At 61.6% G+C, this 25,663-nt stretch carries 25 protein-coding genes; 12 read left to right on the plus strand and 13 right to left on the minus strand.

From position 1 onward, the window contains the following. Positions 1 to 301, plus strand: a 301-nt coding sequence (locus tag Q0601_RS24810; RefSeq protein WP_370656176.1) for a hypothetical protein, incomplete at its 5' end; no start/stop codon positions are given. On the opposite strand, the gene Q0601_RS24815 is transcribed toward Q0601_RS24810, so the two are convergent. From Q0601_RS24815 to Q0601_RS22795, 4 genes are all read right to left on the minus strand, one after another. Next, positions 189 to 584 (minus strand): PTS glucitol/sorbitol transporter subunit IIA, encoded by a 396-nt coding sequence (locus Q0601_RS24815; protein WP_370656177.1) that lies wholly within the window; start codon positions 582 to 584, stop codon positions 189 to 191. The genes Q0601_RS24810 and Q0601_RS24815 overlap by 113 nt on opposite strands. 92 nt (positions 585 to 676) lie before the next feature. Next, the gene (gene srlE / locus Q0601_RS22785) at positions 677 to 1,690 is read right to left on the minus strand and encodes a PTS glucitol/sorbitol transporter subunit IIB (RefSeq protein ID WP_305292270.1); all 1,014 of its coding nucleotides are present in this window, start codon (positions 1,688 to 1,690) and stop codon (positions 677 to 679) included. Positions 1,691 to 1,711: 21 nt separating this feature from the next. Further along, complete coding sequence (gene srlA, locus Q0601_RS22790) at positions 1,712 to 2,503, minus strand: PTS glucitol/sorbitol transporter subunit IIC (RefSeq protein ID WP_305292271.1); 792 nt, start codon at positions 2,501 to 2,503, stop codon at positions 1,712 to 1,714. A 40-nt stretch (positions 2,504 to 2,543) separates the two neighbouring features. Beyond that, positions 2,544 to 2,972: a transcriptional regulator GutM gene (locus Q0601_RS22795; RefSeq protein WP_305292272.1), complete on the minus strand. Its 429-nt coding sequence runs from the start codon at positions 2,970 to 2,972 to the stop codon at positions 2,544 to 2,546. Positions 2,973 to 3,352: 380 nt separating this feature from the next. Between Q0601_RS22795 and Q0601_RS22800 the strand changes: the two genes are divergently transcribed. Then, the gene (locus tag Q0601_RS22800) at positions 3,353 to 4,012 is read left to right on the plus strand and encodes an HAD family hydrolase (RefSeq protein WP_305292273.1); all 660 of its coding nucleotides are present in this window, start codon (positions 3,353 to 3,355) and stop codon (positions 4,010 to 4,012) included. A 57-nt stretch (positions 4,013 to 4,069) separates the two neighbouring features. On the opposite strand, the gene Q0601_RS22805 is transcribed toward Q0601_RS22800, so the two are convergent. The 5 genes from Q0601_RS22805 to Q0601_RS22825 are packed head-to-tail and all read right to left on the minus strand — an operon-like array spanning position 4,070 to position 9,813. Then, on the minus strand, positions 4,070 to 5,056 hold the full coding sequence (locus tag Q0601_RS22805) for a sugar-binding transcriptional regulator (protein WP_305292274.1): 987 nt from the start codon (positions 5,054 to 5,056) through the stop codon (positions 4,070 to 4,072). A gap of 2 nt (positions 5,057 to 5,058) precedes the next feature. After that, positions 5,059 to 6,456 (minus strand): acetoin dehydrogenase dihydrolipoyllysine-residue acetyltransferase subunit, encoded by a 1,398-nt coding sequence (locus tag Q0601_RS22810; protein ID WP_305292275.1) that lies wholly within the window; start codon positions 6,454 to 6,456, stop codon positions 5,059 to 5,061. A gap of 1 nt (position 6,457) precedes the next feature. Continuing rightward, positions 6,458 to 7,477 (minus strand): alpha-ketoacid dehydrogenase subunit beta, encoded by a 1,020-nt coding sequence (locus tag Q0601_RS22815; protein ID WP_305292276.1) that lies wholly within the window; start codon positions 7,475 to 7,477, stop codon positions 6,458 to 6,460. After that, positions 7,474 to 8,475, minus strand: coding sequence for a thiamine pyrophosphate-dependent dehydrogenase E1 component subunit alpha (locus Q0601_RS22820; protein WP_305292277.1), 1,002 nt, complete (start codon positions 8,473 to 8,475; stop codon positions 7,474 to 7,476). The genes Q0601_RS22815 and Q0601_RS22820 overlap by 4 nt, the downstream gene beginning before the upstream one ends. 12 nt (positions 8,476 to 8,487) lie before the next feature. Beyond that, positions 8,488 to 9,813 (minus strand): NAD(P)H-dependent oxidoreductase, encoded by a 1,326-nt coding sequence (locus Q0601_RS22825; RefSeq protein ID WP_305292278.1) that lies wholly within the window; start codon positions 9,811 to 9,813, stop codon positions 8,488 to 8,490. Positions 9,814 to 10,040: 227 nt separating this feature from the next. Between Q0601_RS22825 and Q0601_RS22830 the strand changes: the two genes are divergently transcribed. Then, positions 10,041 to 10,718, plus strand: a complete 678-nt coding sequence (locus Q0601_RS22830; protein ID WP_305292279.1) for a hypothetical protein — start codon at positions 10,041 to 10,043, stop codon at positions 10,716 to 10,718. Beyond that, positions 10,711 to 11,328, plus strand: coding sequence for a hypothetical protein (locus Q0601_RS22835; protein ID WP_305292280.1), 618 nt, complete (start codon positions 10,711 to 10,713; stop codon positions 11,326 to 11,328). Before Q0601_RS22830 ends, Q0601_RS22835 begins: the two co-directional genes overlap by 8 nt. A gap of 83 nt (positions 11,329 to 11,411) precedes the next feature. On the opposite strand, the gene Q0601_RS22840 is transcribed toward Q0601_RS22835, so the two are convergent. Both Q0601_RS22840 and Q0601_RS22845 read right to left on the minus strand, forming a co-directional pair. Continuing rightward, entirely contained in the window at positions 11,412 to 13,070 is a 1,659-nt protein-coding gene (locus tag Q0601_RS22840; protein ID WP_305292281.1) for a glycerol-3-phosphate dehydrogenase/oxidase, read from the minus strand. Further along, on the minus strand, positions 13,063 to 14,100 hold the full coding sequence (locus tag Q0601_RS22845; RefSeq protein WP_305292282.1) for a zinc-dependent dehydrogenase: 1,038 nt from the start codon (positions 14,098 to 14,100) through the stop codon (positions 13,063 to 13,065). Before Q0601_RS22845 ends, Q0601_RS22840 begins: the two co-directional genes overlap by 8 nt. A gap of 210 nt (positions 14,101 to 14,310) precedes the next feature. Between Q0601_RS22845 and Q0601_RS22850 the strand changes: the two genes are divergently transcribed. The 5 genes from Q0601_RS22850 (at position 14,311) to Q0601_RS22870 (ending at position 20,058) form a co-directional block, all read left to right on the plus strand. Beyond that, the gene (locus Q0601_RS22850; RefSeq protein WP_305292283.1) at positions 14,311 to 15,279 is read left to right on the plus strand and encodes a carbohydrate kinase family protein; all 969 of its coding nucleotides are present in this window, start codon (positions 14,311 to 14,313) and stop codon (positions 15,277 to 15,279) included. Between the two features lie 61 nt (positions 15,280 to 15,340). After that, on the plus strand, positions 15,341 to 16,297 hold the full coding sequence (locus tag Q0601_RS22855; protein ID WP_305292284.1) for a substrate-binding domain-containing protein: 957 nt from the start codon (positions 15,341 to 15,343) through the stop codon (positions 16,295 to 16,297). A gap of 75 nt (positions 16,298 to 16,372) precedes the next feature. After that, complete coding sequence (locus tag Q0601_RS22860) at positions 16,373 to 17,866, plus strand: sugar ABC transporter ATP-binding protein (protein ID WP_305292285.1); 1,494 nt, start codon at positions 16,373 to 16,375, stop codon at positions 17,864 to 17,866. 185 nt (positions 17,867 to 18,051) lie between these two features. Next, the gene (locus Q0601_RS22865) at positions 18,052 to 19,047 is read left to right on the plus strand and encodes an ABC transporter permease (protein WP_305292286.1); all 996 of its coding nucleotides are present in this window, start codon (positions 18,052 to 18,054) and stop codon (positions 19,045 to 19,047) included. 69 nt (positions 19,048 to 19,116) lie between these two features. Further along, on the plus strand, positions 19,117 to 20,058 hold the full coding sequence (locus Q0601_RS22870; protein WP_305292287.1) for a sugar-binding transcriptional regulator: 942 nt from the start codon (positions 19,117 to 19,119) through the stop codon (positions 20,056 to 20,058). A 198-nt stretch (positions 20,059 to 20,256) separates the two neighbouring features. Here Q0601_RS22870 and Q0601_RS22875 read toward each other — a convergent pair whose 3' ends face one another. Continuing rightward, on the minus strand, positions 20,257 to 21,324 hold the full coding sequence (locus Q0601_RS22875) for an aldo/keto reductase (RefSeq protein WP_305292288.1): 1,068 nt from the start codon (positions 21,322 to 21,324) through the stop codon (positions 20,257 to 20,259). Positions 21,325 to 21,503: 179 nt separating this feature from the next. Here Q0601_RS22875 and hmgA point away from each other — a divergent pair, with 179 nt between their 5' ends. Genes hmgA through maiA form a run of 3 tightly spaced genes read left to right on the plus strand, consistent with a single transcriptional unit; the run spans position 21,504 to position 24,811 of the window. Further along, positions 21,504 to 22,856, plus strand: coding sequence for a homogentisate 1,2-dioxygenase (gene hmgA, locus Q0601_RS22880; RefSeq protein ID WP_305292297.1), 1,353 nt, complete (start codon positions 21,504 to 21,506; stop codon positions 22,854 to 22,856). 45 nt (positions 22,857 to 22,901) lie between these two features. Then, complete coding sequence (gene fahA / locus Q0601_RS22885) at positions 22,902 to 24,119, plus strand: fumarylacetoacetase (protein WP_305292289.1); 1,218 nt, start codon at positions 22,902 to 22,904, stop codon at positions 24,117 to 24,119. Further along, on the plus strand, positions 24,116 to 24,811 hold the full coding sequence (maiA, locus tag Q0601_RS22890) for a maleylacetoacetate isomerase (RefSeq protein WP_305292290.1): 696 nt from the start codon (positions 24,116 to 24,118) through the stop codon (positions 24,809 to 24,811). Before fahA ends, maiA begins: the two co-directional genes overlap by 4 nt. A 72-nt stretch (positions 24,812 to 24,883) precedes the next feature. Here maiA and Q0601_RS22895 read toward each other — a convergent pair whose 3' ends face one another. Next, entirely contained in the window at positions 24,884 to 25,657 is a 774-nt protein-coding gene (locus tag Q0601_RS22895) for an amino acid ABC transporter ATP-binding protein (RefSeq protein WP_305292291.1), read from the minus strand. Positions 25,658 to 25,663 lie beyond the last annotated feature (6 nt).

Raw genomic sequence — 25,663 nt, forward strand, 5'->3', positions numbered from 1 at the left:
CCCCCCCCCCCCGCCCCCCCCCCCCCCCCCCCCCCCCCCCCCCCCCCCCCCCCCCCCCCCCCCCCCCCCCCCCCCCCCCCCCCCCCCCCCCGCCCCCCCCCGCCCCCCCCCCCCCCCCCCCCCCCCCCCGAGGTGCCCCTCGAACGCAACCTGTTTCAAAATCCGTCCATGGCTATCACTGCACGGAATCACGCACGGATCACGATTTCCTTGCCCGAATGGATGGCCTGCACCAAAGCCTCGGAATTCACGGTACTCGCGCAGATCTCACCCGGCCTGTCGGGCGTATCGCTGTCGTTGAAATTGATGACGACATGGCCGATATCCCGAATCTTGTTCCAGGCCAGATCGCCCAGCCCGGTCAGGATCGCCGACACCTCACCCACCAGGATTTCCGCGCCGGGTCCCGGGGCCTCGTCCAGCGGCCCTTCGGCCACGCGATGCAGAACCGATACCTCGGCCAGTTCCTCGGGCGCTCCTTCGGCGAAAAGGATCAGCACACCCCCTTCGACCAGATCGGCGGCATCCTTACCGACCGCAGTGATTTCCGTGCGCAGATAGGTCTTCATATCATTTTTCTCCATGCGATAGACTGCCTTCCCTGACGCCCCCCTGAACGGAAAGGCTGATGCCGGCAATAGTTGCCGGGGGCGGAGCCGATCCGCCCCGGCAGGGTTCAAAGCGCGAAACTGGCCACCCAGGCAATAAGCACGGCGACAGGTCCCATGATCTGCCTGCTCATCAGCACGGCCGGCACGCCGATTTCGATCGTCTTCGGCTTGGCCTCTCCCAGCGCGAGGCCGACCGGCACGAAATCGCAGCCGACCTGCGAATCATAGGCGAACAGCGCAGGCAGGGCCATTGCGGGCGAGATGGTTCCATTCGCGATCTGGGGGCCGATGATCGCCATGCCGATCACCTGCGCGATAACGGCCCCCGGCCCCAGGATAGGCGACAGGAACGGCAGCGAGCATATGCTGGAGATTACCAGAAGGCCGACGATATTGTTGGCCAGCGGCCCCATCGGCGCAGCCAGCAGATCGCCCACCCCGGTATAGAGGATGAAACCGATCAGCATCGTCACGAAGGCCATGAAGGGCAGCACATTGCGGATCACCTGATCGATGCTGCGCCGGCCAGCATTGAAAAACACGCCGACCGCCTTGCCCATGACGCGGCCGACAGAGGTGATCGCTCCGATGAAGCCGCCCTGATCGTATTCGTCATCGTCAGCCACCGTCGCGGCTGCCTCGGCGGCCGGGGCATTCTGCGGCACGGATGCAACCGGTGCCCCGGACGCTGCCGCTTCTTCGTCATCCGCGAAGGACAGGCAGTCGGGCTTCACATCCGAGACATAGATATCTTCGGTAATGAACTGCGCCAGCGGGCCCGATTGTCCGACCGGGGTCAGGTTGATCGTGGGGATGCGCTTGCGCGGATAAACGCCGCAACGCGCCGTTCCGCCGCAATCGATGACCACCGCAGCGATTTCTCCTTCGACCGGGGGCGAGCGGAACCCGTCGACTGCGGTTCCTCCGGTCATCTCGGCGATCTTTCTCGCCAGCGGCGGAATGCCTCCACCGGTCACCGCGACGATCTTGTCGCGCTGCGCGGTCAGCTTGATGACCAGCGGTCCGCCCCAGCCATTGGAGCCACGTTCGATGCGGACGGCCTTGTATTTATCGCTCATCGCTCTTCCTCCCGGCCCCGATCAGAGTTCGATTTTCTGGCGGGCCGCCATGAAACGCGTAATGCGTTCGGTCAGCATGCCGCGCAGCAGGATCACCACGACGCCGACCCCGAAATAGAAGATGGCAAGCCGGATATGGTAATTGGCCGGCAGCGTGCCGTTCCGCTCCAGCTCTTGCAGGGCGACAAGAACGCCGCCCCAGACGAAATATTCGCCCGGATTGGCATGCGGAAACAGGCCAAGGATCGGATGACAGAAAGACACCGCCGAGTCGTAGAAGGCGGGTTTGTGCTTTTCTTCCAGAAAGGTGCCGAAAGTATAAGCCATCGGATTGGTCAGGAAGAACATCGCCAGCACCGGCAGCACCGTGTACCGGGTCAGTGCGATGCGGCCCGCAAATCGCGCGAACCCATGCACCCGCTGTTCGCCAACCAGTTCGGTCAGCGCGTAAAAGGCGGTCATGAGGACGATCAGCGTCGGAATGATGCCCGTGACGAATCCCGCGAAGGTCTCTCCGCCCTTCTGAAAAACACCGATGAAATGCCGCCCGATGGTGGTCAGCCATGAAAGCTGCTCTTCCTGGGCCACGTTCTGCACCTGCTCGGCATAGCTGGCCGCGTCATTTGCCGTGTCCGTCGTTGCCTGGGCAAGCCGGATCAGTTCCTGACCGCCGGCGCCACTATCCATGCCGGGGCCGCCGTTTTCGGCGGTCATCCTGACCGCATGCAGCAAGCCCTCTGCGTGACCGGCCGCCCAGTCAAGATATTGCGGCGCCAGATCGGTCACATGTATCGTCAATTCGGAGTAAGCCAACTTTCCCCTCCTCCATTGATATTTCGTATCTGTCGCAATCTCAGGCCGCTTGCGCCATATCCTGCGCAGAATCCTGAACGGGCGCTTCCTTCACGCGTTCAAGCTGATCGATTGCCTGCGATATTGCGCGGGCGCGCCCGTCCTGTGACGCCAGTTTCGCGAACTCGGCCTTGACCTCGGACAGCCGCCGGCCTTCATATTCCGTCATTGGCCGGAATTTCGCGAAGACACTTCGCCCTTCCATCACCATCAGCTTGCGAATGACGGCGTTTCCGTCGACGCAGACGATCGCGATCACGCCTTTGCCAAGGCGACCGCGCGCGTTTCCGGCGCCCAGATGGCCATCAGACCATTTGTCGGTGATCGCTCCCATCACCGACCTGTAGTGCCGCATCTGAAACCACATGCCGACAGACTGAAGCCCCCAGACGGAGGCCAGCAAAAGCAAAGCTATCTTCCAGAGTTCCATTGGTATCCCCTCCCATTTCCTTATGGTTTGAACATATGTAATATTTATTGTCAAGAAGTTCTGAATTGCTGGATCAAGCAGATATTCCCGCCTTCAGGGCAAAACGCCGGATCCATCCTGACGGTAGCGTAATCTCGACTATTCGCCACCAGAAGCACGCTCGTGACGTAGTAACAGTGCAGGTCGCGGATGATCCGGTCGTCAGAGAAACCAGGTTGTCACATGGAATCAATGTGATCGTCATTGTGCAGAATTATAACATATGATAATCAAATGAATCATAAGTTCTAATATCCAAGCCCCACGCAACCCGGATACCACATCCCGGATCGCCCGCACCCCCACGCAGGAAACCATTGAAGCAAGGTTATAACCATCTGATGAAAGCCATAATTTTCGATTGCGACGGGGTTCTGGTCAATAGTGAAACGCTGACGGCGATTGCGTATAAACGGGTCTATGCGCGGCATGGGCTTACAATCGCGCCCAAGGCATTTTCGGCAATGCTCGGCATGAAACAAGCCGATATTCTGGCAAATCTTCGCGGAGAGGAAGGCGGGCTTCTTCCTGCCGAAGCCAGCGGCGAATTAACGGAAGAAATCCTTTCCCTGCTTGGGCAGAAGGTCCGGCATACTCCCGGCCTGACCGCCTTCATGGATCGGCTGGATCTGCCCTATTGCGTCGCGTCATCCTCGGATGTGCCAAGAATCCGGCTGTCGCTTGCGACCGCGGGAATCCTTGACCGGTTCGAGGGGCGCATCTTTTCATCAAGCATGGTCGCCAATGGCAAGCCCGCTCCGGATCTGTTCCTGCTTGCGGCGGAAAAACTGGGCGCCGATCCCGTGGATTGCGTCGTATTCGAGGATTCGGTTGCTGGCGTCACAGCAGCGGTCGCGGCGGGCATGACGCCAGTCGGCTATATCGGCGGCGAGCATTTACCGCCAGAGCATGACAGCAAGCTACGCGCCGCGGGCGCCAGGGAAATCGTTCAGGACTGGCATGCCGCCGAAGGTTTCCTGAGGCGCGGAACACGATCCTGACAAGCGGTGGCCTGGGCCGATATTCTTTGATCCGCGATCTGGAAAGGCTGCCTTCGCTTATTCCTCCGGATCGGAAAGAAGCGATCGCGCAGTAAATTCGTCGGTGATGAGAACGGTCGGGCTAAGCGCCTTGATCGCCGCCCTCATGACCCGATACTTGTCGCGGCCGCCGGAAAGCAGCACCCGTTCACGCGCATTCCGAAGCCGTTCCAGCTTGGCGGATATCGCGCGGTTATTCACCGGGTGATCGATGATGTTTCCGTTGCTGTCGATGAAATTATACAGCACATCGCCGACGGCGCCATGCTCGATCAGGCTCTGACGGTCGGCTTCGGACAGATGCCCGGTCCGGTAAGAGGTCTCCAACTGGGCGATCCCGCCCGTGGACAGCAGCGCAAGATCCAGCTTGTCGGCCATCTCGAAGATCGACGCCAGACCGCAGCGTTCCAACAGCGCATGGCGGGTCTCGGGGCTGTCGACCAGAGCAGGCGCGGGGATCAGGTAGCCTTCTCCCTGAAACAACTCGGCGAACTGCCAGGCGAATTCGGCAGGATTGAAGCGCCGGGCCTGCGAAATCCCGCCCAACAACGAAATCACCCGCAGATTTTCGACCGTGCGTCCCTCGATGAATGGCAGGGTCGAATGCAGGGTCCGGCCCCAGCCAACCCCGACACTCATCCCGTCGCCCACGCGCGACGAAATATACGCCCCGGCAATCGCGGCAATCGTCAGCGTCGGATCGGCGTCTTCCTCGTGAACCGGCGCGAGAATGACCTCGCCGATCCCGTAACGCTCTCGCAGTTCCATTTCGGCCTGCGCGAATTCAGCCAACGGCGAAGAGATCGTGACGCGCACTTCGTTGCGACGCCGGGCATCGGCAAGCAGCCTGACGATACTGACACGCGTCATGCCCAGAACATCCGCGATCTCGGATTGCTTCATTCCCTCGGCATAATACAGCCAGACCGCCCGCGAGCGCAGCCTGTCCAGTTCGGATGTCCGTCCTGCCGTCTGGGTTGCGCGGGGGGTTCTGTTCTGTGCCATTCTCATCTCTGATACGCTGGAACCTCTCCCGTCCGAAAATTCTCAAGCAACGGAAGAGCAACGGCTTCTGGGCGTTCTATATGCGGAATATGCCCCGCCTTGTCCAGCAAATGCAGCCCCGCGACGTCAGGCGCGCGCAGGGCGTGCCGCCATGGCAGAATCCGGTCCTGCCTGCCCCAGACGATCTTGAAAGGCGCTTCGACACGCGCCATCGCGGCGGAAAGATCGAAGGATTGCGTTCCATCCGGAAAGAGGATCCCGGCCAGTTCCACTTGTGCGGCACGCAGCTCCGGCTCCATCCTCGCCATCATCGCGGCTTTCGCGAAATCATGGCTGATCGCGTCCGGATCTGCGCCCAAGCGCTTGAGCCAGGGGGCAAGACTGTCAGTCCGCGTCGCGCGGGCGATTCCATGCAGCGTGGCGCCGTCTATTTCAGGCCCCAGCCCGGCAGGCGAGATCAGCGAAAGGCTGGCGATCCTGCGCGGACGGATATCGGCGATGGCGGCGGCGACCGCACCGCCCAGAGAATGGCCGACCAGATGCAATTGCTCGACATCCAGATCATCGAATGCCCGGACCGCCATGCGGGTGAATTCGCGGAACGACCCTGTCCTGACCAGCGGCGAACGCCCGTGACAGGGCAGTTCGATCCGGATGATCTCGCGCTCATCCCCCAGGGCCTTTTCAAGCGGCGCCCATCCGGCCGCATCGGCGGCGAAACCGTGGATCAGCAGGACGGGATAACCTTTGGCACGGCCCTTCCTGCGGGTCATGGCAAGCGGACGCTGATTTTCCGCCCAGTCGACCGGCGGCGCGGATTCGGAAAGGCCGGCTTCGGCCGTGGAAGGTCCTGCGGCAACCGGTTGCAGGCGCGCCACGTCATCGGCCTGTATGCGCCCCTTGGGACCCGATCCCGCCACCCGGCCAAGATCCACGCCGCTTTTCCGTGCGGCGGCCCTCGCCGCAGGGGTCGCGCGAGGACGCGGATCGCCGGAATGATTTTCCGTACCCGCTTCATCGGAATCCCGGGCGGCAGGGGCCGTTGGCTGCGGAACTTCCGCAACTTCCTTTCGGCTTCCGGCTTGCGGTTCTGCATCCGCTTCGGCGGCACCGGTATCCCCGGAAATCGCCCCGCCCGGAGGCAGATCGGGAATCTTTTCGTTTTCCGCATAGATCCACGCCACGACCTGACCAACGGGAATCCGGCTGCCCGCCTCTGCCACGATATGGCCGACGATCCCCGAGGCAGGGGCTTCGACCTCCATCGCGGCCTTGTCGGTCTCGATATCGAAAAGCGCTGCCCCTTTTTCGACATGATCGCCAATCGCGACATGCCATTGCGCCAACAGTCCGGCGTCCATATCCATGTCCACCTTGGGCAGGATGACTTCGGTCGGCATATCAGACCTCCCGGCGGGCAAGACGGCGCGCGGCAGCCTCGATATCGGGAATCTGGGGAACGGCGGCCTTTTCCAGATCCGGGTTATAGGGGATCGGCGCCTCTGCCCCGCCAAGCCGCAGAACCGGCGCATCCAGAAAATCAAACGCCTCGCTTTCCGCGATCATCGCCGAGATCTCGGCGCCGATCCCAAGCGTACGAACGCCTTCATAGACGCAAAGAAGCCTGCCGGTTTTCCTGACGCTGCCGATAATGGTTTCACCATCGATGGGCCGGACCGAGCGCAGATCGATAATTTCGGCCTCAATCCCTTCCCCGGCGAGCTTCTCGGCCGCGGCCAATGCCCGGTGAACCATGATGGCCGAGGCGACGATCGTCACGTCCTTGCCGTGACGCCGTATGGCGGATTTGCCAATCTGCGTCGTATACCAGCCCTCGGGAACATGACCCTTCATCTTGTAAAGCAGCTTATGCTCGAACATGACGACCGGGTCCGGATCCTCAAGCGCCGCCAGCAGCAGGCCCTTGGCGTCCTCGGGGGTCGATGGTTGCACGACTTTCAGCCCCGGCACATGACCGAACCACGCCTCGAAACTTTGGCTGTGCTGCGCCGCCGCGCCGGTTCCGGAACCGGCAGGCATCCGGAAGACCACCGGCACCGACGCCTCGCCGCCCAGCATATAGCGCATTTTGGCCGCCTGATTGACGATCTGTTCCATGGCCAATGCGGCGAAATCCGAGAACTGGAATTCATAGATCGGACGAAGCCCCGTCAGTGCCGCACCCACCGCTACACCGGCCCCACCCAATTCGGAGATGGGCGTATCCATCACCCGGTCGGCACCGAAACGTTCGACCAGATCGCCAGTCACCTGAAAGGCCCCGCCATAGACACCGATATCCTCGCCCATCAGCACGACACGCTCATCGCGTTCAAGGGCCAGTCCCATCGCTTCACGGATCGCCTCGGAATAGCTGAGTTCCCGGATATCCGCGTCGGGTTGCTTGGCGGGGGCGTTCATGCGTTTTCCTCTGCATAGACATATCTGGCAAGGTCCGGGATACGGGGCGCGGTACCCGATTTGGCGAACTCGATCCCGGCCTCGACCTCCTGCCGCGCTTCGGTTGCGACCTTTTCCGCTTCGCTTTCGTCAAGGATAGCGTGTTCGACCAGCTCTTTCCGGAAACGCTGGATCGGATCCCTGGCCATCCATTCGTCGATTTCCTGCTTGCTGCGATACCGGTTGCGGTCCGATTTCGAGTGACCGCGCCAGCGATAGGTCAGGTTCTCGATCAGGCTTGGCCCCTCTCCGGCGCGGGCACGGGCAATCGCCGCCTCCACGGTTTCCGCCACCGCCGAGAAATCATTGCCATCCACGGTATGCCCCGGCATCGCATAGGCCACCGCGCGCTCAGCGATATTCTTCACCGCAGTCGACCGCTCGGTCGAGGTGGACATGCCGTATTTGTTGTTCTCGCAGATGAACACGACCGGCAGTTTCCAGATCGCCGCCATGTTCAGTGCTTCGTGAAACGCGCCTTCATTATTCGCGCCATCGCCGAAAAAGCAGATCGCGACGGCACCGGTATTCAGCCGTTTGGCCGTCAGCCCCGCGCCCACGGCGATGGGCAGCCCGCCACCGACGATACCATTCGCGCCAAGATTGCCCTTGGTCACATCGGCAATATGCATCGAGCCGCCGCGCCCGTGGCAATAGCCTTCTTCCTTGCCGAAGAATTCCGCGAACATGCGCCCGACCTCGGCCCCCTTGGCGATGCAATGCCCGTGGCCACGATGGGTCGAGGTGATCTTGTCCTCATCGGTCAGCCCCATGCAAGAGGCGACCGCCGATGCCTCCTGCCCGATGGACAGATGCATGGTCCCGTGGATCAGGCCACGCATATAGCTGTCTTCGGCCCCTTCCTCGAAGAACCGGATCAGATACATCTTGCGCAAGGCGTCGCGCAGCCGTGCCGCGTCATATTTGCGGATGGCGAAGGGGCGGTTGTCGTCGGTCATCGGGCTGGATCCTCAGGCTGTGGCAAGCAGCATGTCGTCCTGACGGGCGCGCAGCGCCGCGATGCGGCTATCGGCAGGAACGGATGCGTTGGCATAGGTGATCAGTTCACCCTTGCGGATCGGCGCCGTCACGACTGCCCCGGCCAGCAGACCGCAGGGGATTGCCTGCCCATCGCGGGCCTGTTCCGAGGTCATGATCCATGCGCGATAGCAATATTCGCCGATCTGATCGAGCCTCTCTCCGGGCTGCATATCCTTTTTGGCCACCGCGCAGACCTCGGCCACCGGGCGCGGCATGGGAACCATATCGGCCTTGCCATAAAGCACCGCGCGGGCACAGCTGAGCGGCACCTCCAGCGAGGTCAGGTGATAGGGGCGGAAAAAGGTGAAATAGGGACCCTCGCCCATCTTCAGATCCTCCATGCGTTCGCGGATACGCGGATGACCCATTTCGGCAACCACGAACACGCCAGGGGCGACCCCCTTGCCGATCGTGTAATCCACGCGGCCCTCGCCCGAGGACAGCATTCCGCCATCGCTCTCGGGAACCAGCACCTTGGACAATTCATCGCGCGAGCAGGCCGGGCCATGCATTCCCGGCTTGTCGGGGATCAACCCGGTGGCATTGGCGATGGCGGCCATCTCGACCATGGTTTTCGAACCATCCACGAATTCCACCAGCATCCGGGGATTCATGTTGCGGCGCTTCGCTTCGGCTTCGTATTCCGCCGGGACGGCATCGATATTCAGCGGATTGTTCTTGCCCTTGCCCGCCGACACGATCCGGTGCCCCATGGCGGACACGAATTCGATCAGTTCCATACAGGATGAGGGCTCGTCGCCGGCCCCAAGCGTATAGACCACACCCAGACGTTCGGCCTCGGCCCGCAGATATGCGCCGATGGTCACATCCGCCTCGACATTCATCATGACAAGATGCTTGCCATGCTCCATCGCGCGAAGACCGATTTCCGCGCCGACGGCAGGAACACCCGTCGCATCCACCACGACATCGATCAGCCCCGATCCCAGCAGCAATTCGACCTTGTCCGTCGTCGCGACCTTTCCCGCCTCCATCGCCGCGTTGAGCTGATCGAGGCTGCTTGCCCGCCGCGCGTGGCCAGCTTCCTGATATGCGATATCGACGGCACGATCTGCCGCGGGAATATTCAGTTCCGAGATCGCCCCGATCTCGATTCCCGGCATATGCGCGACCCGCGCGACGATATCCGTTCCCATCTCACCCGAACCGACAAGGCCGACGCGAATGGGTTTTCCACTATCCCCGCGCTCACGCAGGTCACGGGCAAGGCCGGTCAAGGCGACATTGGTTGGCATGGTGGTTCCTCCTGAGTTCCATGCCGATATATTTGCACTTATGATATTTTGTCAATACTTATGTTCAATCATGTCAGTAAGATCGAATTACGATGGAAAGCTTGGGAATAACGATTCTTTGCGTTCCCAAGGAAGAACAGGTGTTATACAATTATTCCTAATGTTTGCGGCTTGCCTGAGATAATATCGGCAACTCTGCCAAACCCCCGATCAAGACGGAGATGACATTGCCACGACACTCCGACCCAGGACTTCCCGGCGCATTATTGCTTCGCGATGCGCTGCGTATCGTCAGACATGTCGCCCGCGAGGGCCGCGATATCGTCCAGCAGAACACCAGCAGGGCCGGCAAGCCCGTGGATCAGATCGCGGGTGCCGCGATTGCCCAGGTCGACCGCTTTGCCCATGGCGCAGAGGAAGTCGCACATCTGATGCTGGGTGACAGCGGCAGGGTTCGCCTTCCCGCGACCGCGCTTCAGGCCGGCGCATTGAACGCCTCGGCCTTTGCCCATGCCGCCTATGCCGCCCTTGGCCATGCCCTGCGCAATCTGGGGGCGCATAGCTGGCTTATCTCCGAGGTCAAATCGGCGCTGGCCTTCGAATCGATTCGTGGAACGAACGATATCCAGCGCGCCACCGCCCTGATCGTGGCGATGCAGGACCATGGCGCCATCGCCGAACTGCGGATGAATACCGGCGTGCCGCTGACCGAAGAAGAAGCCACGCAGCTTGCCTGTTTCGGCCTGATGCTGTGGATGCTGGCCGACAAAGCCGCCGATGACGCGCCAGAGGTGCTTGATGCGGCGACGGCCCTGTCCCTTGCGCTTCGTGACGATATACTGAACGCCCGGGGCGATCGTCAGGCGATTGCCGCATTGCTGAAAGAATTCCGAGACCATGTCTGAAACGCCGTTCCTGACCGTCAAGCTTCCCGACAGCCCGGATCCGATCCGCGTCGCCGTCCGGCGCATGCGGTGGTTTCGCGCCTCATTCGCCGCCGTTGTCGATCACATCGGCCATGAAATCGGCGCGACGATCGAAATCGATGAAGCGGCTCTGGCGCGATGCTTCGTTTCGTGGCTACGCAAGGTCGAACAAATCAACCCGCGTTCCGAGAAAATCCGGCGCGGCTTTTTCGACCATGCCGCCGGTCTCATGCTGCGCGAGCTGATCGACGCGCAGCCCTGCCGGATCGTTTCTCCGCCCGCCGAACCGGATCCTGCCAATCCGGCGCATTTCTGGCCCGAGGGATATTGCTACACCATCTATTGCATGAATGTCCGCGCCGCGGCGATTCAGCAGGAATACGGCGAAATCGCATCGGCGGGGGAAGAGCTTCACGACCTGCGGACCTGGTGGTCATTCCGGGAAAACACCAGCAAAAGCGGCGCAACCGCCGTCGCATTCTTCAAGCTGTTCGCCGGCGGAACCCCGAATTGGCAAATGCCCGACAGCTTCAACCCGAATGACCCCACGCTGCTGTCTCCGATCCCATCCGCTCCACGATTGGGCTAAAGCCTGCTGCACCTGCCCGAACTCGCTCCCCCCCCCCTTCTTCTTTGTCCAAATACCTCAGGGGTCCGGGGACTGGTCCCCGGTCATCGCGGGACGCAAGCAACCGGTGGTTCCGCTTCAACGCGACATGCTCCGGGCGAAAGCGCGTCGATCTCGGCCTGCTTTCCGGCGGCATCCCACCCGAATACCTGCGCCGCAATCCCTGCCACCTCATCCGCCACTTCCGGGGTCAGGTCGCCGGAAATGGCAATGGCCGTCCGGCGCAATAGCAGATCCGCCAAGGTGATCACGCGCTCATTCCGGCACAGCCATTCAAGTTCTTCGCGGCTATAATCCGGCAGATGAACCAACGGGGTCTCACCGCCCGCCAGTTCCGGCAGCATCCTGTCCAGCCGGGTGCCATAGCGGGAAAGAAGCGTCCCGACCCGCACCGGCGCCAGCGAAGAGCTTTCAGCCCTTCGGCCGATCCATGCCTCGCGCGCGGCGGCGTCCGGATAATCGCGCCCGCCGCCGATCTGCATGTCATCGGTTTTCCGAACCCGCGGCTTTCCCGTCAGTTCAAGCAGGCGATCCGCAGCCTGTTCGGAAAAGCCACGGAATGTCGTCCATTTGCCGCCGATCAGGCACAGGACCGGAATGCCGGAGCTCAGCTCAAGCTCCACGATGGAATGATCCCGCGTCACCATCCCGATATCGCCATCCGCCCGGGGCAAGGGACGCACGCCACTGAAACGATGCCGGATCTGTTGGGGCGTGACCGGAATGCCGGGAAATATCTCGCCGACCGCGGCGCAGAGATATTCCGCCTCGTCATCCGAACAGATGGCATCGTCGGGATGATCGATCCGATGGTCGGTCGAACCGATCAGGATGCGCCCCATAAAGGGATATAACAGGTTCACCCGGCCATCGGCGGTTCCGAAATAGATCATATGCCCGTTCAACGCCTTCAGAAGCGCCGGGTTCTCGACCACCAGATGCGCACCTTTCGAGCCCCCCATAAGCCGGGACGGGATGCCTAGCACATCATTCACCACATCGATCCACGCGCCGCCGGCATTGACGATCGCGCGCGGCCTGACCCGATGCACCGCGCCGCCATGCCGGTACGAGATCACCCCGCCCTCGGCCCCAAGGATTTCCGCATGATTGAGCGCGTGTGAATCGGGATGCATTTCCTCGCCATCCAGAAGCAATTCCAGACCCAGCCGCTCGGCATGACTGATACGCCCCTCGTAATACAGCCCGGCTCCGATAATCCCGGGCGACAACCCCGCCACCAGCGCGTCAAGCCGCCTGCGCCCCAGCATACGATGCCTTGGCATCGACCGGAAACGCCGCCCATACAGATCATAGAGAGTCAGGCCAAGGCGCAGGATCACCCCTCCCCGGTCGTCAAGCCTGGCATTCATCCCAAAGAACCTTGCGGCCGAGGCCCAAAGCCCTCCGAACCGGCTGCGAACCGGCACCAGCGACGGCAGGGGGCTGACATAATGGGCCGCATTTCGCAGCAGCCGGTTTCGCTCTTCGGCGCTTTCGCGGACCAGTCTGAACTCGCCGGTTTCAAGATATTTCAGCCCGCCATGCATCAATCTGGACGAACCTGCCGACGCGCCTGCGCAGAAATCGTTACGCTCAAGCAGCAGGCAGGTGACGCCTTGCGCAGAAAGGTCACGAAACACGCCGCAGCCGTTGATGCCGCCGCCGATGATCAGCACATCCGTTTCATGAATATCAGTCATTGACGATCGCCACCTTGATTGCGCCGCCGCTTTCCGCGGTCTCGAACGCCTCCGCGATGGAATCAAGGCCGTATCTGTGGGTGATCAGGCCCCTCACATCCACCCTGCGACCGGCAATCATATCGAAGGCGCGGTCATAATCGCGCCGCGACAAGCCGAAAGCGCCAGTTATCGTGATTTCGTTGTAATGGATCGCATTGACGTCCATCTCGGCCATCTCGCCCTTCGAGAACCCGGCAAACAGGCTGATACGCCCGCCATGCGCCACCAGATCGCTTGCCTGCCGCGCCAGCGCCGGAACGCCGATGGCGCAGATCACCACCGTCGCCCCCATCCCCGCCGTTTCCTGGGCTACACGCGCCGCGACATCCTCGCTCCGGGGGTCTATCGTCACATCGGCACCGCCGGTCATGGCCGCATCGCGGCGATGGGCATTGGGATCCGAAACGATGATCTTCGCCGCGCCCCGCAGCCGCGCCAGATAAACATGCAGCAAACCGATGGGCCCCGCCCCCAGAACCAGAACCACATCCCCGGCAGCGACCCCAACCTTTTCCTGCCCGTTCAGCACACAGGCAAGCGGTTCGGCCAGCGCGGCCTCGTCGAAATCCGTCGCCTCGGGCAGCTTGCGGATATTGCCCGCCGCGACGGCACGCGCGGGAATACGGATGAATTCCGCAAAGGCGCCGTCTATCTCGTATCCCACCGCCTGCCCGTCCTTGCACAGATTCTCGCGGCCAGTCTTGCACAGGTGACAGCGGCCGCAAGAGATGGCGGGGCACAGCGCGACCCGGTCGCCCGCATCCAGACCCGGATTCCCACCGGAATCGACGACCTCACCCGCAAATTCATGCCCCAGAACAGAGGGATACCGAATACCGGCAGTCTTACGGCCCCGGAATATCCTGATATCGGTGCCGCAGATCGTTGCTGCGCGCACGCGAATCAGCACATCCCCCGATTCGAGCACCGGAACAGGCAATTCGGTCAGCACCAGCGCGTCAGGAGCGGTAAGAAGGGCGGCTTTCACAATCATCTCTCCGTTGAAACTTTTGTTCGCCACGTCAGATCTAGCATTTGATCTTAAGTTATCAATAGAAAACTTTTGTTGCAGAATTTAAGGTGATTCCGCCAGTATGAGTCGCAAAATCTTCTCAGATCCATATATCTTATCATAACATATGTATTGACTATTATACCAATGTGCGTTTCAATCCCCTCAGGATGAGGAGGAGACGCCATGCGGCACGATTATTCTGCAATGGGATTCTACACGTTCGATTGCCTTGGCTGGCCGGTTTCGGCGATCCCTCCGGGCGGCGGCACCTTTCTTATCGACGAGATCGCGATGGCCGTTTCCGGAGCCGCCGGCACGGCCGCGATCGCCGGCGCGAAAATGGGCCTGAACACGCTGGCGGTCGGCGGCGTCGGCGAAGATATGATGGGCGCCTGGGCGCTTGAGCAGATCGCATCCTACGGGATCGACATCTCTGGCCTGCAACATTGCCCCGGCGTTCCCACCTCAAGCTCTATCGTGCTGACCCGCGCGGATGGTTCGCGCCCGGCCCTGCACCTCAAAGGCGCAACCGGCGCGTTCATCGTCGACGAACCGATGTTCGATTCCGTCACCGATGCAAGGGTCTTCCATCTTGGCGGCGTCGGGCTGATGGACGCGATGGATGGCGAACGCAACGCCGCATTGATGCGCCATGCGAAAGAACGCGGCTGCATCACCACCGTGGACGTATTCGCCGGAAGTCAGGACGACCTGCCGGATGTCGAGGCAGTTCTGCCCTATACCGATTATTTCATCCCCTCCATCGAAGAAGCCGAGGCCCTTAGCGGGATTTCCGATCTGCGCGGCATGGTGAAGTTCTTTCACGACCGCGGTGCCGCATGCTGCGTGATCACGCTTGGCGAGCATGGCGCATATTATCACCATCGCGATGGCACCTCCTTCTCGGTTCCCGCATTCGACATCGACGTGAAATGCACATGCGGCTGCGGCGATGTCTTCAATGCGGGCTTCGCGACCGGCCTGCTGAATGGTCTGAGCGCCCGGGATGCCGTCAGGCTGGCACAGGCGAGTTCGGCATTGAACGCCACGGGGCTTGGATCCCAAGCGGGCATACAGGATCTCGCACAGGTGCGACAATTCATGAATTCCAATCCGACCCGAGCGTCGGAACGGCTTGCCGGGGCAGGCTAGCAAGCGGCCCCGGACGCAAATGGCCCGGTTTGCTTCGGGCATATCTCAAAGGGAGAGAAACATGACCACCCATTCAGGCAAGGGGGCAATGGTTGCTGCCCTGACGGCATTATGCATGGCTTTGCCGGCAAACGCCCAGTCACAGGCGGATTTGATCACGCCGGTCGAGGATGAACTGACATTCGTCTTCATCCCCAAGGTGATCCACCCGTGGTACGATGTGGTTCGTGAAGGCGGGCAATTCGCCGTGGATGAGCTGGCCGAATCGGGCATCAAGATCGAGATGATCTGGGATCAGCCGCCCACGGCCGATGTCGCCGACCAGAACCGGCGGATCGAAACCAATATCGGACGGCAACCCGACGGGCTTGCCGTCGCATGCCTGGATCAGGCCACCAATTCGCAACTCCTGCGCGAGGCGAAAGAGGCCGGAGTCAATGTCTATACATTCAACAGCTTCTGCGACGAGGAGTTTCCCTTTGTCGGTCAGCGCGACAGCTATGGCGACGGCTACGATCTGGGCGAGTATCTTGCAGAACATCTTGGCGGCAAGGGCGAGATCGGCATTCTGGCCGGATCCCTGACCGCGACAGATCACGTCGAACGCATCAAGGGCTTCAAGGACGCGCTGAAAGAGCATCCCGAGATGAAGATCGTCTTCGAGCAACCCGATAACGACGTCCTTGAGGAGGCCGTTACCCTGACGGAAAACGCGCTTCAGGCGCATCCCGATATCGCCGGGTTCTTCGGCTCGAATGCGTCGAATCCCATCGGCGCGGCGCGGGCCGTCAAGAATGCCGGAAAGACCGGCGAAGTGGCCATCGTCGGGATGGACGACCTGCCCGAGGCCGTGGATTTCGTCTGCGACGGCACGATCACCGCACTCAAGGCACAGCGGCAATGGGATATCGGCTACTGGGCGGTCAGATACATGGTCGCGATGAACCAGAACCACACCTATCCGATGGATCACAACACCGGATCGCGGCTTATCACCCAGGATGATTGCGGCGAATAGGTCCTGCGCGCGCAGGCTTTCCGCAGCTTGCGCGCCGCCTTCGCGGCGATCATCCAACAGCAAAGGCAAGGCACGATGACACAGGCGGCACCCCTTTTCGAAGTGCGCGGCATCTCGCGCAGCTTTGGCCCCGTTCAGGCACTGAACGGCGTTTCGCTGGTTCTGGGCAAGGGTGAAACCCATTCGGTCATAGGAGAGAACGGCGCGGGGAAATCGACGCTGATGAATATCATCTGCGGGAAGATCCGGCCGTCTTCCGGCAGTATTCATGTCGACGGGCAGGCCGTGGAATTCCATTCACCGCTGGACGCGCAGTTGCATGGCATCGCGATTGCCCCGCAGGAGATCAATCTTGTGCCGCATCTGTCGGTGGCGGAAAACATCCTGCTTGGCGCGCATCGCGGACGCGCGGCGGCCATCGACTGGCGGGCCACCTATACCGATGCGGCGTTTCACCTGCACGAGGTCGATGACAGCATCGACCCGCGCATGCCGGTCCGCGAACTCTCGAAAGCGCAGCAGCAGCTGGTCCAGATCGCGCGAGCGGCAGCGACGCGCGCGCGCATCATCATCTTCGACGAACCGACCGCGGCGCTTACATGGCGCGAGACGGAAAAGCTGATGCGCTATATCCGCAAGGTCACAAGCGAAGGCCGGTCGGCCTTCTACATATCGCACCGCTTGGATGAGGTACGCGAGCTGTCACAACGGATCACCGTCCTGCGCGACGGCGTGAATGTCGGCGCCATCCCACCGCAGGAGGCCACACGCGAACGCATGGTCTCGCTGATGGCAGGACGTCCGCCAAAGGCCGGCCGGCAGCCCATCCGGCATCTGGATGAGGCAGAGATCATTCTGGACGTCCGGAACCTTGGCCGCGAGCATGAATTCCGCGATGTCTCGTTCACGCTTCGCAAGGGCGAGATACTCGGCGTCTCGGGCCTGATCGGATCGGGGCGCAGCGAGATGGCGAAATGTCTTTTCGGCGCCACCAGAGCCGATACCGGCACAGTCACGCTGGAAGGGCGCGAGACCCGCTTCCGGGCGCCGCTGGACGCCATCAGGGCCGGGCTGATCTATCTTCCCGAAGAACGCAAGCAAGAGGGCATCTTTCCGCTTTTGTCCATCGCCGAGAACACCGCGCTGCCGACGCTTGATCGTTTCAGCGGCTGGCTGCGCATCCGAAACCGCGACATGCTGAACGAGGTCGGCGCGCTGGCGCGGCAGATGAAAGCGAAATTCGGCCGCCTCGGCGATCCGATCACTTCGCTGTCCGGCGGCAACCAACAGAAATTCATCATCGCCCGATGGCTGATGCGCGAGGCGAAAGTGCTGATCATGGACGAGCCGACACGCGGCATCGATGTCAATGCAAAGCTGGAAATCCAGACCGTCCTGCGCCGTCTGACCGAAGAACGCGGGCTGTCCATCATCCTGATCTCATCCGAAATGGAAGAGCTTCTGGATGTCGCCGACCGGATTCTGGTCATGCATGAGGGCGAGGTGAAGGGATGCGTGAATCGCGATGGAACCACGCAGGAACGCCTGCTGGAACTGGCGATGAGCTGAGGGATGCGGGGTTCGGCCGGGAAGGAAAGGCATTTCTCTGGCAAGGGCCCGGGGACGCTGCCCGTCGCCTGCATGTCTCTTGAACCGGTGGCGCGACCCGCCGGCAACCACCGACGAGGTATTTGGACAAAGAAGAAGGGGGCGTTCCTTATCGGACGTGGCCTGTTCTAATGGGAGAAAGCGCGATGACAAACAATATCCAGGCCTCCGCCGCGAATGATCGCGGCAATCGTGGCGGCAAGGCAATTCTGGCCCGCTTCTGGAAATGGGAAGCCAGCGGCATTCTTGTGGCATTGATCGTACTGGGCCTTGCGCTATCGCTGGCCACCGACAATTTCATGTCGTCCTACAACATGTCCGTCGTCGCGCGGCAGGCCGCCTTTGTCGGGCTGGTCGCGCTGGGTCAGACATTGGTGCTGCTGGTCGGTGGCATCGATCTGTCGGTCGGCGCGGCGGCAGGGCTTTCCGCGATAGTCGGCTCGATCGCATTGACCCAATGGGGCATCCATCCCTGGCTGATCATTCCCTTCACGATGCTTTTCGGCTTCGGCCTGGGCGCGTTGAACGGTGTCTTCGTCGCCGGGCTGCGCCTGAATCCGTTCATCGTGACACTCGCCACATGGGAGATTTTCGCGGGGCTGACACTGGTCATCACCAAGGGCTATCCCATCCGGCCGCTTGGCGAAGCCTTTACCGTATTCGGGCAAGGAGAGCTCTTCGGCATCCCGCTGCCGGTGCTGATCTTCGGCCTTGCCGCGATATGCCTGATCTGGGTGCTAAGCCAGACACGGCTTGGCCGGAACATATTCGCCGTCGGAGGCAATCGCGACGCCGCCATCCTTGCCGGGATCCGGGTGAAAGCCATCGAATTCCTGGCATTCGGGCTTGCGGGCATGTTCGCGGCTCTGGCGGGGATCCTGTTCGCCAGCCGCATGGATGCAGGGCAACCCTCGGTCGGGGAAGGCTGGCTGATGGGCGCGATCACCGCCGCCATTCTGGGCGGAACTTCGCTACGCGGCGGACAGGGCTCGATCGTCGGAACCGTGCTGGGCGCCCTGCTGCTGGCGGTGCTGGCGAACGGAACCGTGCTGATGAACGTATCGGGTTTCTGGCAGCGGGTGATCGTCGGCGCTGTCGTCCTTGTTGCCGTATTGGTTGACCTTCTGCGCAGAAAATCCTGAACTCTGCAAAGACAACATGCGACGGTGCATGGATATGCGCCCAAGCGATGGGCCGAAAAGGACGGGAATTTGAACGGGACCGATATCGCAGACGACCTGAAAACAAGAATCGCCTGGCTTTATCATGTCGAAGGCATGACCCAGGACGAGGTCGCCGATATCGTCGGTCTCAGCCGGACCCGCGTGTTGCGAATCCTGGCGGCGGCCCGCAATGACGGCACCGTCCAGATCCGGGTCACAAGCCGCGTTTCCCAATGCGTCGAACTTGAACGGCGACTGGAGGAACGCTGGGGATTGCAGCGCGCCATCGTCATTCCCCGCCCGAAGGACCAGTCGATGATCCCGAAAATCATCGGCCGCGAGCTGGGAAGCTTTCTTTCGCAATCGGTCGGCCCGGACATGAGCATCGGCCTGGGTTGGGGCGGCACGCTGACCGCCGGCGTCACCGCAATCGAGCCTCGCAGCGAAAACGGGCTGAAAGTGATATCGCTTCTTGGCGGCCTGACCAAGGTCAGCATCGTCAACCCTTCGGAATTCGCATGGCGCGTGGCCGATCGTCTGTCGGCGGAATGCTATCTGATGGCCGCGCCGGTATACGCCCCCGACGAGGTCACGCGCGACGCGCTTCTTGCCCATAGCGGCATCGCCGAGGTCCTGGACCGGGCCGCCCGGCTGGACCTGGCGATTCTTTCGGTCGGAGACCTGACGCCGCATTCGATCTTTGTCCGCTACGGCCTGCTGAGCGCCGAAGAGATCGCCTCGCTGGAACAGGCGGGCGCGGTGGGCGATGTGCTGTGCCGCTTCGTCAATGCCGAGGGCGAAATCGTTGATCACCCGGTCAATCGCCGCGTGCTTGCCGCCCATCCCGACGATATCCGCGCCGCCCGCCGGACCGTACTTGCATCCGGCGGCTGGCAAAAAGTCACCATCATCCGCGCCGCGTTGAAGATGCTTTCGCCCTCGGTCCTGATCACCGACGAAACCGTGGCCGAGCGGCTGGCGGCCGGTTAGCGAATATTGCGCCCGTCTGGATTCGCCGCCTCCCCTTCTTCTTTGTCCAAATACCTCGGGGGTCGCCGGCAGGTGCGCCACTGGTTCGAGAACCAGCCGGCGACGGGGCAGCGCCCCCGGCCATCGCGGGACGCAAGTAACCTGCGTTTCCGATGCGGCGCGTCTCACTCCGGGGCGCCCGGGTTTCGACTGCATCTGTCAGCAATAGCTCTCGGGTCCTTTCGACAATTCCTCTCCGTAGCGCGGGCCATGCGCCCAGCCGACGGGCAGAATCCGCTCGATTTCCTCCAACTGCTGCGGGGTCAGCGTGATCGTTCCCCCAAGGGCGTTTTCCTGCATATGCGCGATGCTGCGCGAGCCGGGAAGGGCAATCACATGCGGACCACGTGACAGAACCCATGCAATGGCCAGCGTGGCCGGGCTGTGGCCATTGTCATGCGCATATTCGCGGAAGGCCCGCAGACGGATCATGTTACGGGGCCAGTTCTCACCGTTGAAGCGCGGGATCCTGAGCCGTATATCCCCATCGCCCAGTTCTTTCGGTTCGGGCAGCGTGTCGGACAGCACCCCGCGCGCGATGGGCGAAAACGCCACCAGGGCGGCATCATGGCGTGCGCAACCCTGCAAAACTCCCAGCTCGGGCTGACGTGTCCAAAGCGAATATTCAGACTGCACCGCAGCCACCGGCCCCACCGCCGCCGCGCGCTCCAATGTGGACGGCGCGATCTCGGACAGGCCGATCGCGCCGATCTTGCCCTCGTCGCGGAATTTCAGCAGCGTCTCCATGATCTCTTCGATCGGCCGGGCGGCCTCGTGCCGGTGCAGGTAATAAAGATGGATATGCTCCACTTGCAGCCGCTTCAGCGAAGCCTCCAGCGATTGCCGCATATGCGCGGGTGAATTGTCGAAAGGATGATCGGGGTTGCGGGTGATTCCGCATTTGCTGGCCAGCACCACGCGATCGCCATGATCCTTCAGAAACCGCGACAGCAGCTCTTCGGCACGGCCCATGCCGTAGACATTCGAGGTATCGAAATGATCGACCCCCATTTCAAGGCAGGCAGCCATGCAGCGCAGGCTTTCCTCGGGGTCGGCCGGTCCATAGGCCCCGACGAAATTCATCGTCCCAAGCGCCACCGCGCCAATCATCGGGCCGTCCTGACCCAGTCGCCGTTTCTGCATTTTCGTCTCCTGCTCTGCTGCCGCAATCCTGCCCTCTGCCGGTTCGGATGAAAAGCCATGTTGACGGGCCGAATATTCGGTCATGACGCAAAGGCTGCCTCCGGTCAGGCGGCATGAACGGACCCCGAAACCGACCGCTCCCCGCCCCGAAGCGAGCGAATCATTGACATCATTGCTATTGCAATGAATATTCGTTGCACCAGCAACGGAGTTCACGCCCGACGGAGGTGATAGCCTTGACCACTCATGAAACCCCCACAGGGATGATTCGCGGGACCACGGCGATCGGCGCGACGAATGGCTATATGCCGGGCTTCGGCAACGACTTCGAAACCGAGGCCCTGCCCGATGCCCTGCCGCAAGGACAGAACAGCCCGCAGAAATGCAATTACGGCCTGTATGCCGAACAGCTTTCGGGCACCGCCTTCACCGCGCCGCGCGGCCAGAACGAGCGGACATGGTGCTATCGTATCCGCCCCTCGGTGCATCATACCGGGCGTTTCGCGCCGATCGATGTGCCCTATTGGAAAACCGCGCCGAATATCCTGCCGCATGATCCCCACCGGCAGAATATCACAAGCCTTGGCCAGTATCGCTGGGATCCGATTCCGGTCCCCGACGAGGATCTGACATGGATCACCGGGATGCGCACGATGACCACGGCGGGCGATGTCAATATCCAGATGGGCATGGCCAGCCATGTCTATCTGGTCACGCGCTCGATGCAGGACGAGTATTTCTTTTCCGCCGACAGCGAATTGCTGATCGTGCCACAGGATGGCCGGCTGCGTTTCTGCACCGAACTGGGTATCATCGATCTTGAACCGAAGGAAATCGCCATCATCCCGCGCGGGCTGGTCTACCGCGTCGAGGTGCTGGAGGGCCCGGCCCGCGGCTTCGTTTGCGAAAATTACGGACAGAAATTCGACCTGCCCAACCGGGGGCCGATTGGCGCGAACTGCCTGGCGAATCCGCGCGATTTCAAATGCCCCGTCGCAGCGTTCGAGGATCGCGAAACGCGATCCCGCGTCGTGATCAAATGGTGCGGCCAGTTTCACGAGACATGGATCGGTCATTCACCGCTGGATGTCGTGGCATGGCATGGGAATTACTGCGCATATAAATACGACCTGCGGACCTATTCGCCGGTCGGCGCAATTCTGTTCGATCATCCCGATCCCTCGATCTTCACCGTGCTGACCGCTCCTTCCGGGCAGGAGGGGACGGCGAATATCGATTTCGTGCTGTTTCGGGAACGCTGGGCGGTCGCCGAACACTCGTTCCGCCCACCCTGGTACCACAAGAACATCATGTCCGAACTGATGGGCAATATCTACGGGGTTTACGATGCCAAGCCGCAGGGCTTCGCGCCGGGGGGAATCAGCCTGCATAACTGCATGCTGCCCCACGGTCCCGACCGGGACGCCTTTGAAGGCGCGTCGAACGCGGATCTCAAGCCCGAGAAGCTGGACCATACCATGTCCTTCATGTTCGAGACGCGCTTCCCCCAGCATCTGACCGAATTCGCGGCGAAAGAGGCCCCGATGCAGGAGGAATATATCGAGGTCTGGGATCATCTCGAGAAGAAATTTGATGGCACGCCGGGTGTGAAATGAGGACGGCCGGGATGTCACGCCCCCGGTTCCCCGTGGGATATCCGCATGAAGAAGAAGGAGGGGCATGTGCGTTCATGGCTGGCAAGCGCCAATAGGGAGGGATGCGATTTTCCCGTGCAGAACCTGCCTTACGGCGTTTTTTCCACCAGTGACGGGGCGGCGCGATGCGGGGTGGCCATCGGCGACATGATAGTTGATCTGGCCACCTGCGAGGCGCAGGGGCTGTTTGACGCGGGCGGCGCCTTTTCCAAGCCGCAACTGAACGCCTTTATCGCGCAGGGGCGCGCGAAATGGGATAAGATCCGCAGCCGGCTGACCGAATTGCTGACAAAGGGCGGCGATGAATCGCTGCCTTTGGTGCCGATGAGGGATGCGCGGCTGCATCTGCCGATCCGGGTGACAGAGTTCACCGATTTCTATTCGTCGCGCAACCATGCCTTCAATGTCGGCCTGTTGTTTCGCGGTGCTGAAAACGCATTGCCGGCGCAATGGACCCATATGCCCATCGGCTATAATGGCCGCGCGTCCTCGGTGGTCGTGTCCGGCACGCCGATCCGCCGCCCGATGGGACAGCTTCGCGGCGTGAACGGGCCGGAATGGGCCGCCTGTCGCCGATTGGATCTTGAGCTGGAGCTGGGCGCGATCGTCGGGGCCGACAGTCCCATGGGCCAGCGTGTGAGCGTCGAAGAGGCCGAGGGGATGATCTTCGGCTATGTGCTGCTGAACGATTGGTCGGCGCGTGACATTCAGGCATGGGAATATCAGCCGCTGGGTCCGTTTCAGGCCAAGGCGCTGGGCACGACGATCAGCCCCTGGATCGTGACCCAGGCCGCGCTCGAGCCTTTCCGCTGCAAAGGCGCGGCAAGGGACAATCCGCTGCTGCCCTATCTGCACGAACACCGTCCGGGCTTTTACGATCTGGCCATCGGCTGGAAGATGAACGGGCAGAAGATGGCGCAAACGAACTACAACGTGATGTATTATTCCAGCGCCCAGCAATTGGCACATCACACGAGTTCGGGCTGCCCGATGCGGGTCGGCGATTTGTTGGGCAGCGGGACGATCTCGGGACCGGCGCCCGAACAGACCGGCGCGCTGCTGGAAATGACACAGGGCGGCAAAAACCCGGTCACGGTGAACGGCGAGCCCCGCAGCTTCATCGAGGATGGCGACGAGATCGACCTGTTCGCCCATGCCGAAGGCGATGGCTACCGCATCGGGTTCGGCCCCTGCGGCGGACGGATCCTGCCAGCGGTCGAATGATCGTGCATGGCTCGGCAAAGCGCAACGGAAGCACTGAAAGGCAAACCGCATCCCCCGGGATCGTGCTGCATGATTACTGGCGATCCTCGGCCTCTTACCGGGTGCGCATCGCGCTTGCACTGAAGGGGATTGCCTATAACAGGGTATCGATCGATCTGGTGACGGGACAACAGCGGGATCCGGCATATCTGCGCCTCAATCCGCAAGGTTTGGTCCCGGCGCTGGAGGTCGACGACCTGATCCTGACCCAGTCGCTGGCAATCATCGAATATCTGGAGGAAACCCGGCCCGTGCCGCCGCTTCTGCCGGACAGCCCCGACGCCCGTGCCCATATCCGCGCCCTGACCCTTGCGATCGCCTGCGAGATCCATCCGGTTTCGAATCATGGCACTCTCGGGCGTGTCGAGAAGCTTGCCGGAACCGCGGCGCAACTGGAATGGAACCGGGATAATATCATCCGCGGCCTGACCGCATTCGAGATCATGCTGAATCATCCCGGCCATATCGGACGCTTCTGTTACGGGGACACACCCGGTCTGGCCGACTGCGCCCTGATTCCGCAACTTTACAACGCCACCCGCTGGGGCGTGAGCTTCAGCCATCTGCCCCGGATCGCCGCCGTAGCACAAAACTGCAAGACACATCCCGCCTTTCTGGCTGCTCATCCCGACAATTTCATCATGCCCGCCTGATCATATGTGATCAGCCATGATGACGCGGGGCCGGTTACCAACCTTGCCGCCCCGGCCGAACCGGCATTCTGCCTAATGCTTCAGCACCCGCGACAGGAAGCTTCGGGTCGGGGCCTGTTGGGGGGAATCAAAGATCTGCTCGGGGCGGCCCTGCTCGGCGATCCGGCCCTTGTCGATGAAGATCACCCGGTCCGCGACCTCGCGCGCGAAGCCCATCTCGTGGGTCACGATCATCATCGTCATCCCCTCATTAGCCAGTTCGCGCATCGCATCCAGAACCTCGCCGATCATTTCCGGATCCAGCGCCGAGGTCGGCTCGTCGAACAGCATCAATCGCGGCTCCATGGCCAGCGCCCGCGCAAGCGCCACCCGCTGCTGCTGCCCGCCGGAAAGCTGCGAGGGATATTTTCCGGCCTGATCACCAATCCCCACCCGCGCCAGAAGCCGCTGCGCCGTCGCCTCGGCCCTGTCACGGTCCCAGCCGCGGACCTTCATCGGCGCAAGCACCACATTGTCCAGCACGCTCAGATGCGGAAACAGATTGAATTGCTGGAAGACCATCCCGACTTCGGTACGGATCTTCTGCAATGCCTTTGTGGCCTTGCCATTGGGCAGCAGGGTATTGCCGTCCACTTCCAGCTCGCCTTGCTGGAATTCCTCCAGCCCGTTGACGCAGCGGATCAGCGTCGATTTGCCAGAGCCGCTGGCCCCGATAATGACCACCACCTCACCGGGCGTCACCGTCAGGTCGATATCCTTCAGCACATGCAACTCGCCGTAATGCTTGTTGAGCTTGCTCAGATGCACGATCGGCGCGGAACCGGATGCCTGCCTGTCTTGCGTCATGTCGGG

It is taken from the genome of Paracoccus wurundjeri (genome assembly GCF_030678915.1).
Taxonomy (GTDB): Bacteria; Pseudomonadota; Alphaproteobacteria; order Rhodobacterales; family Rhodobacteraceae; genus Paracoccus; species Paracoccus onubensis_A.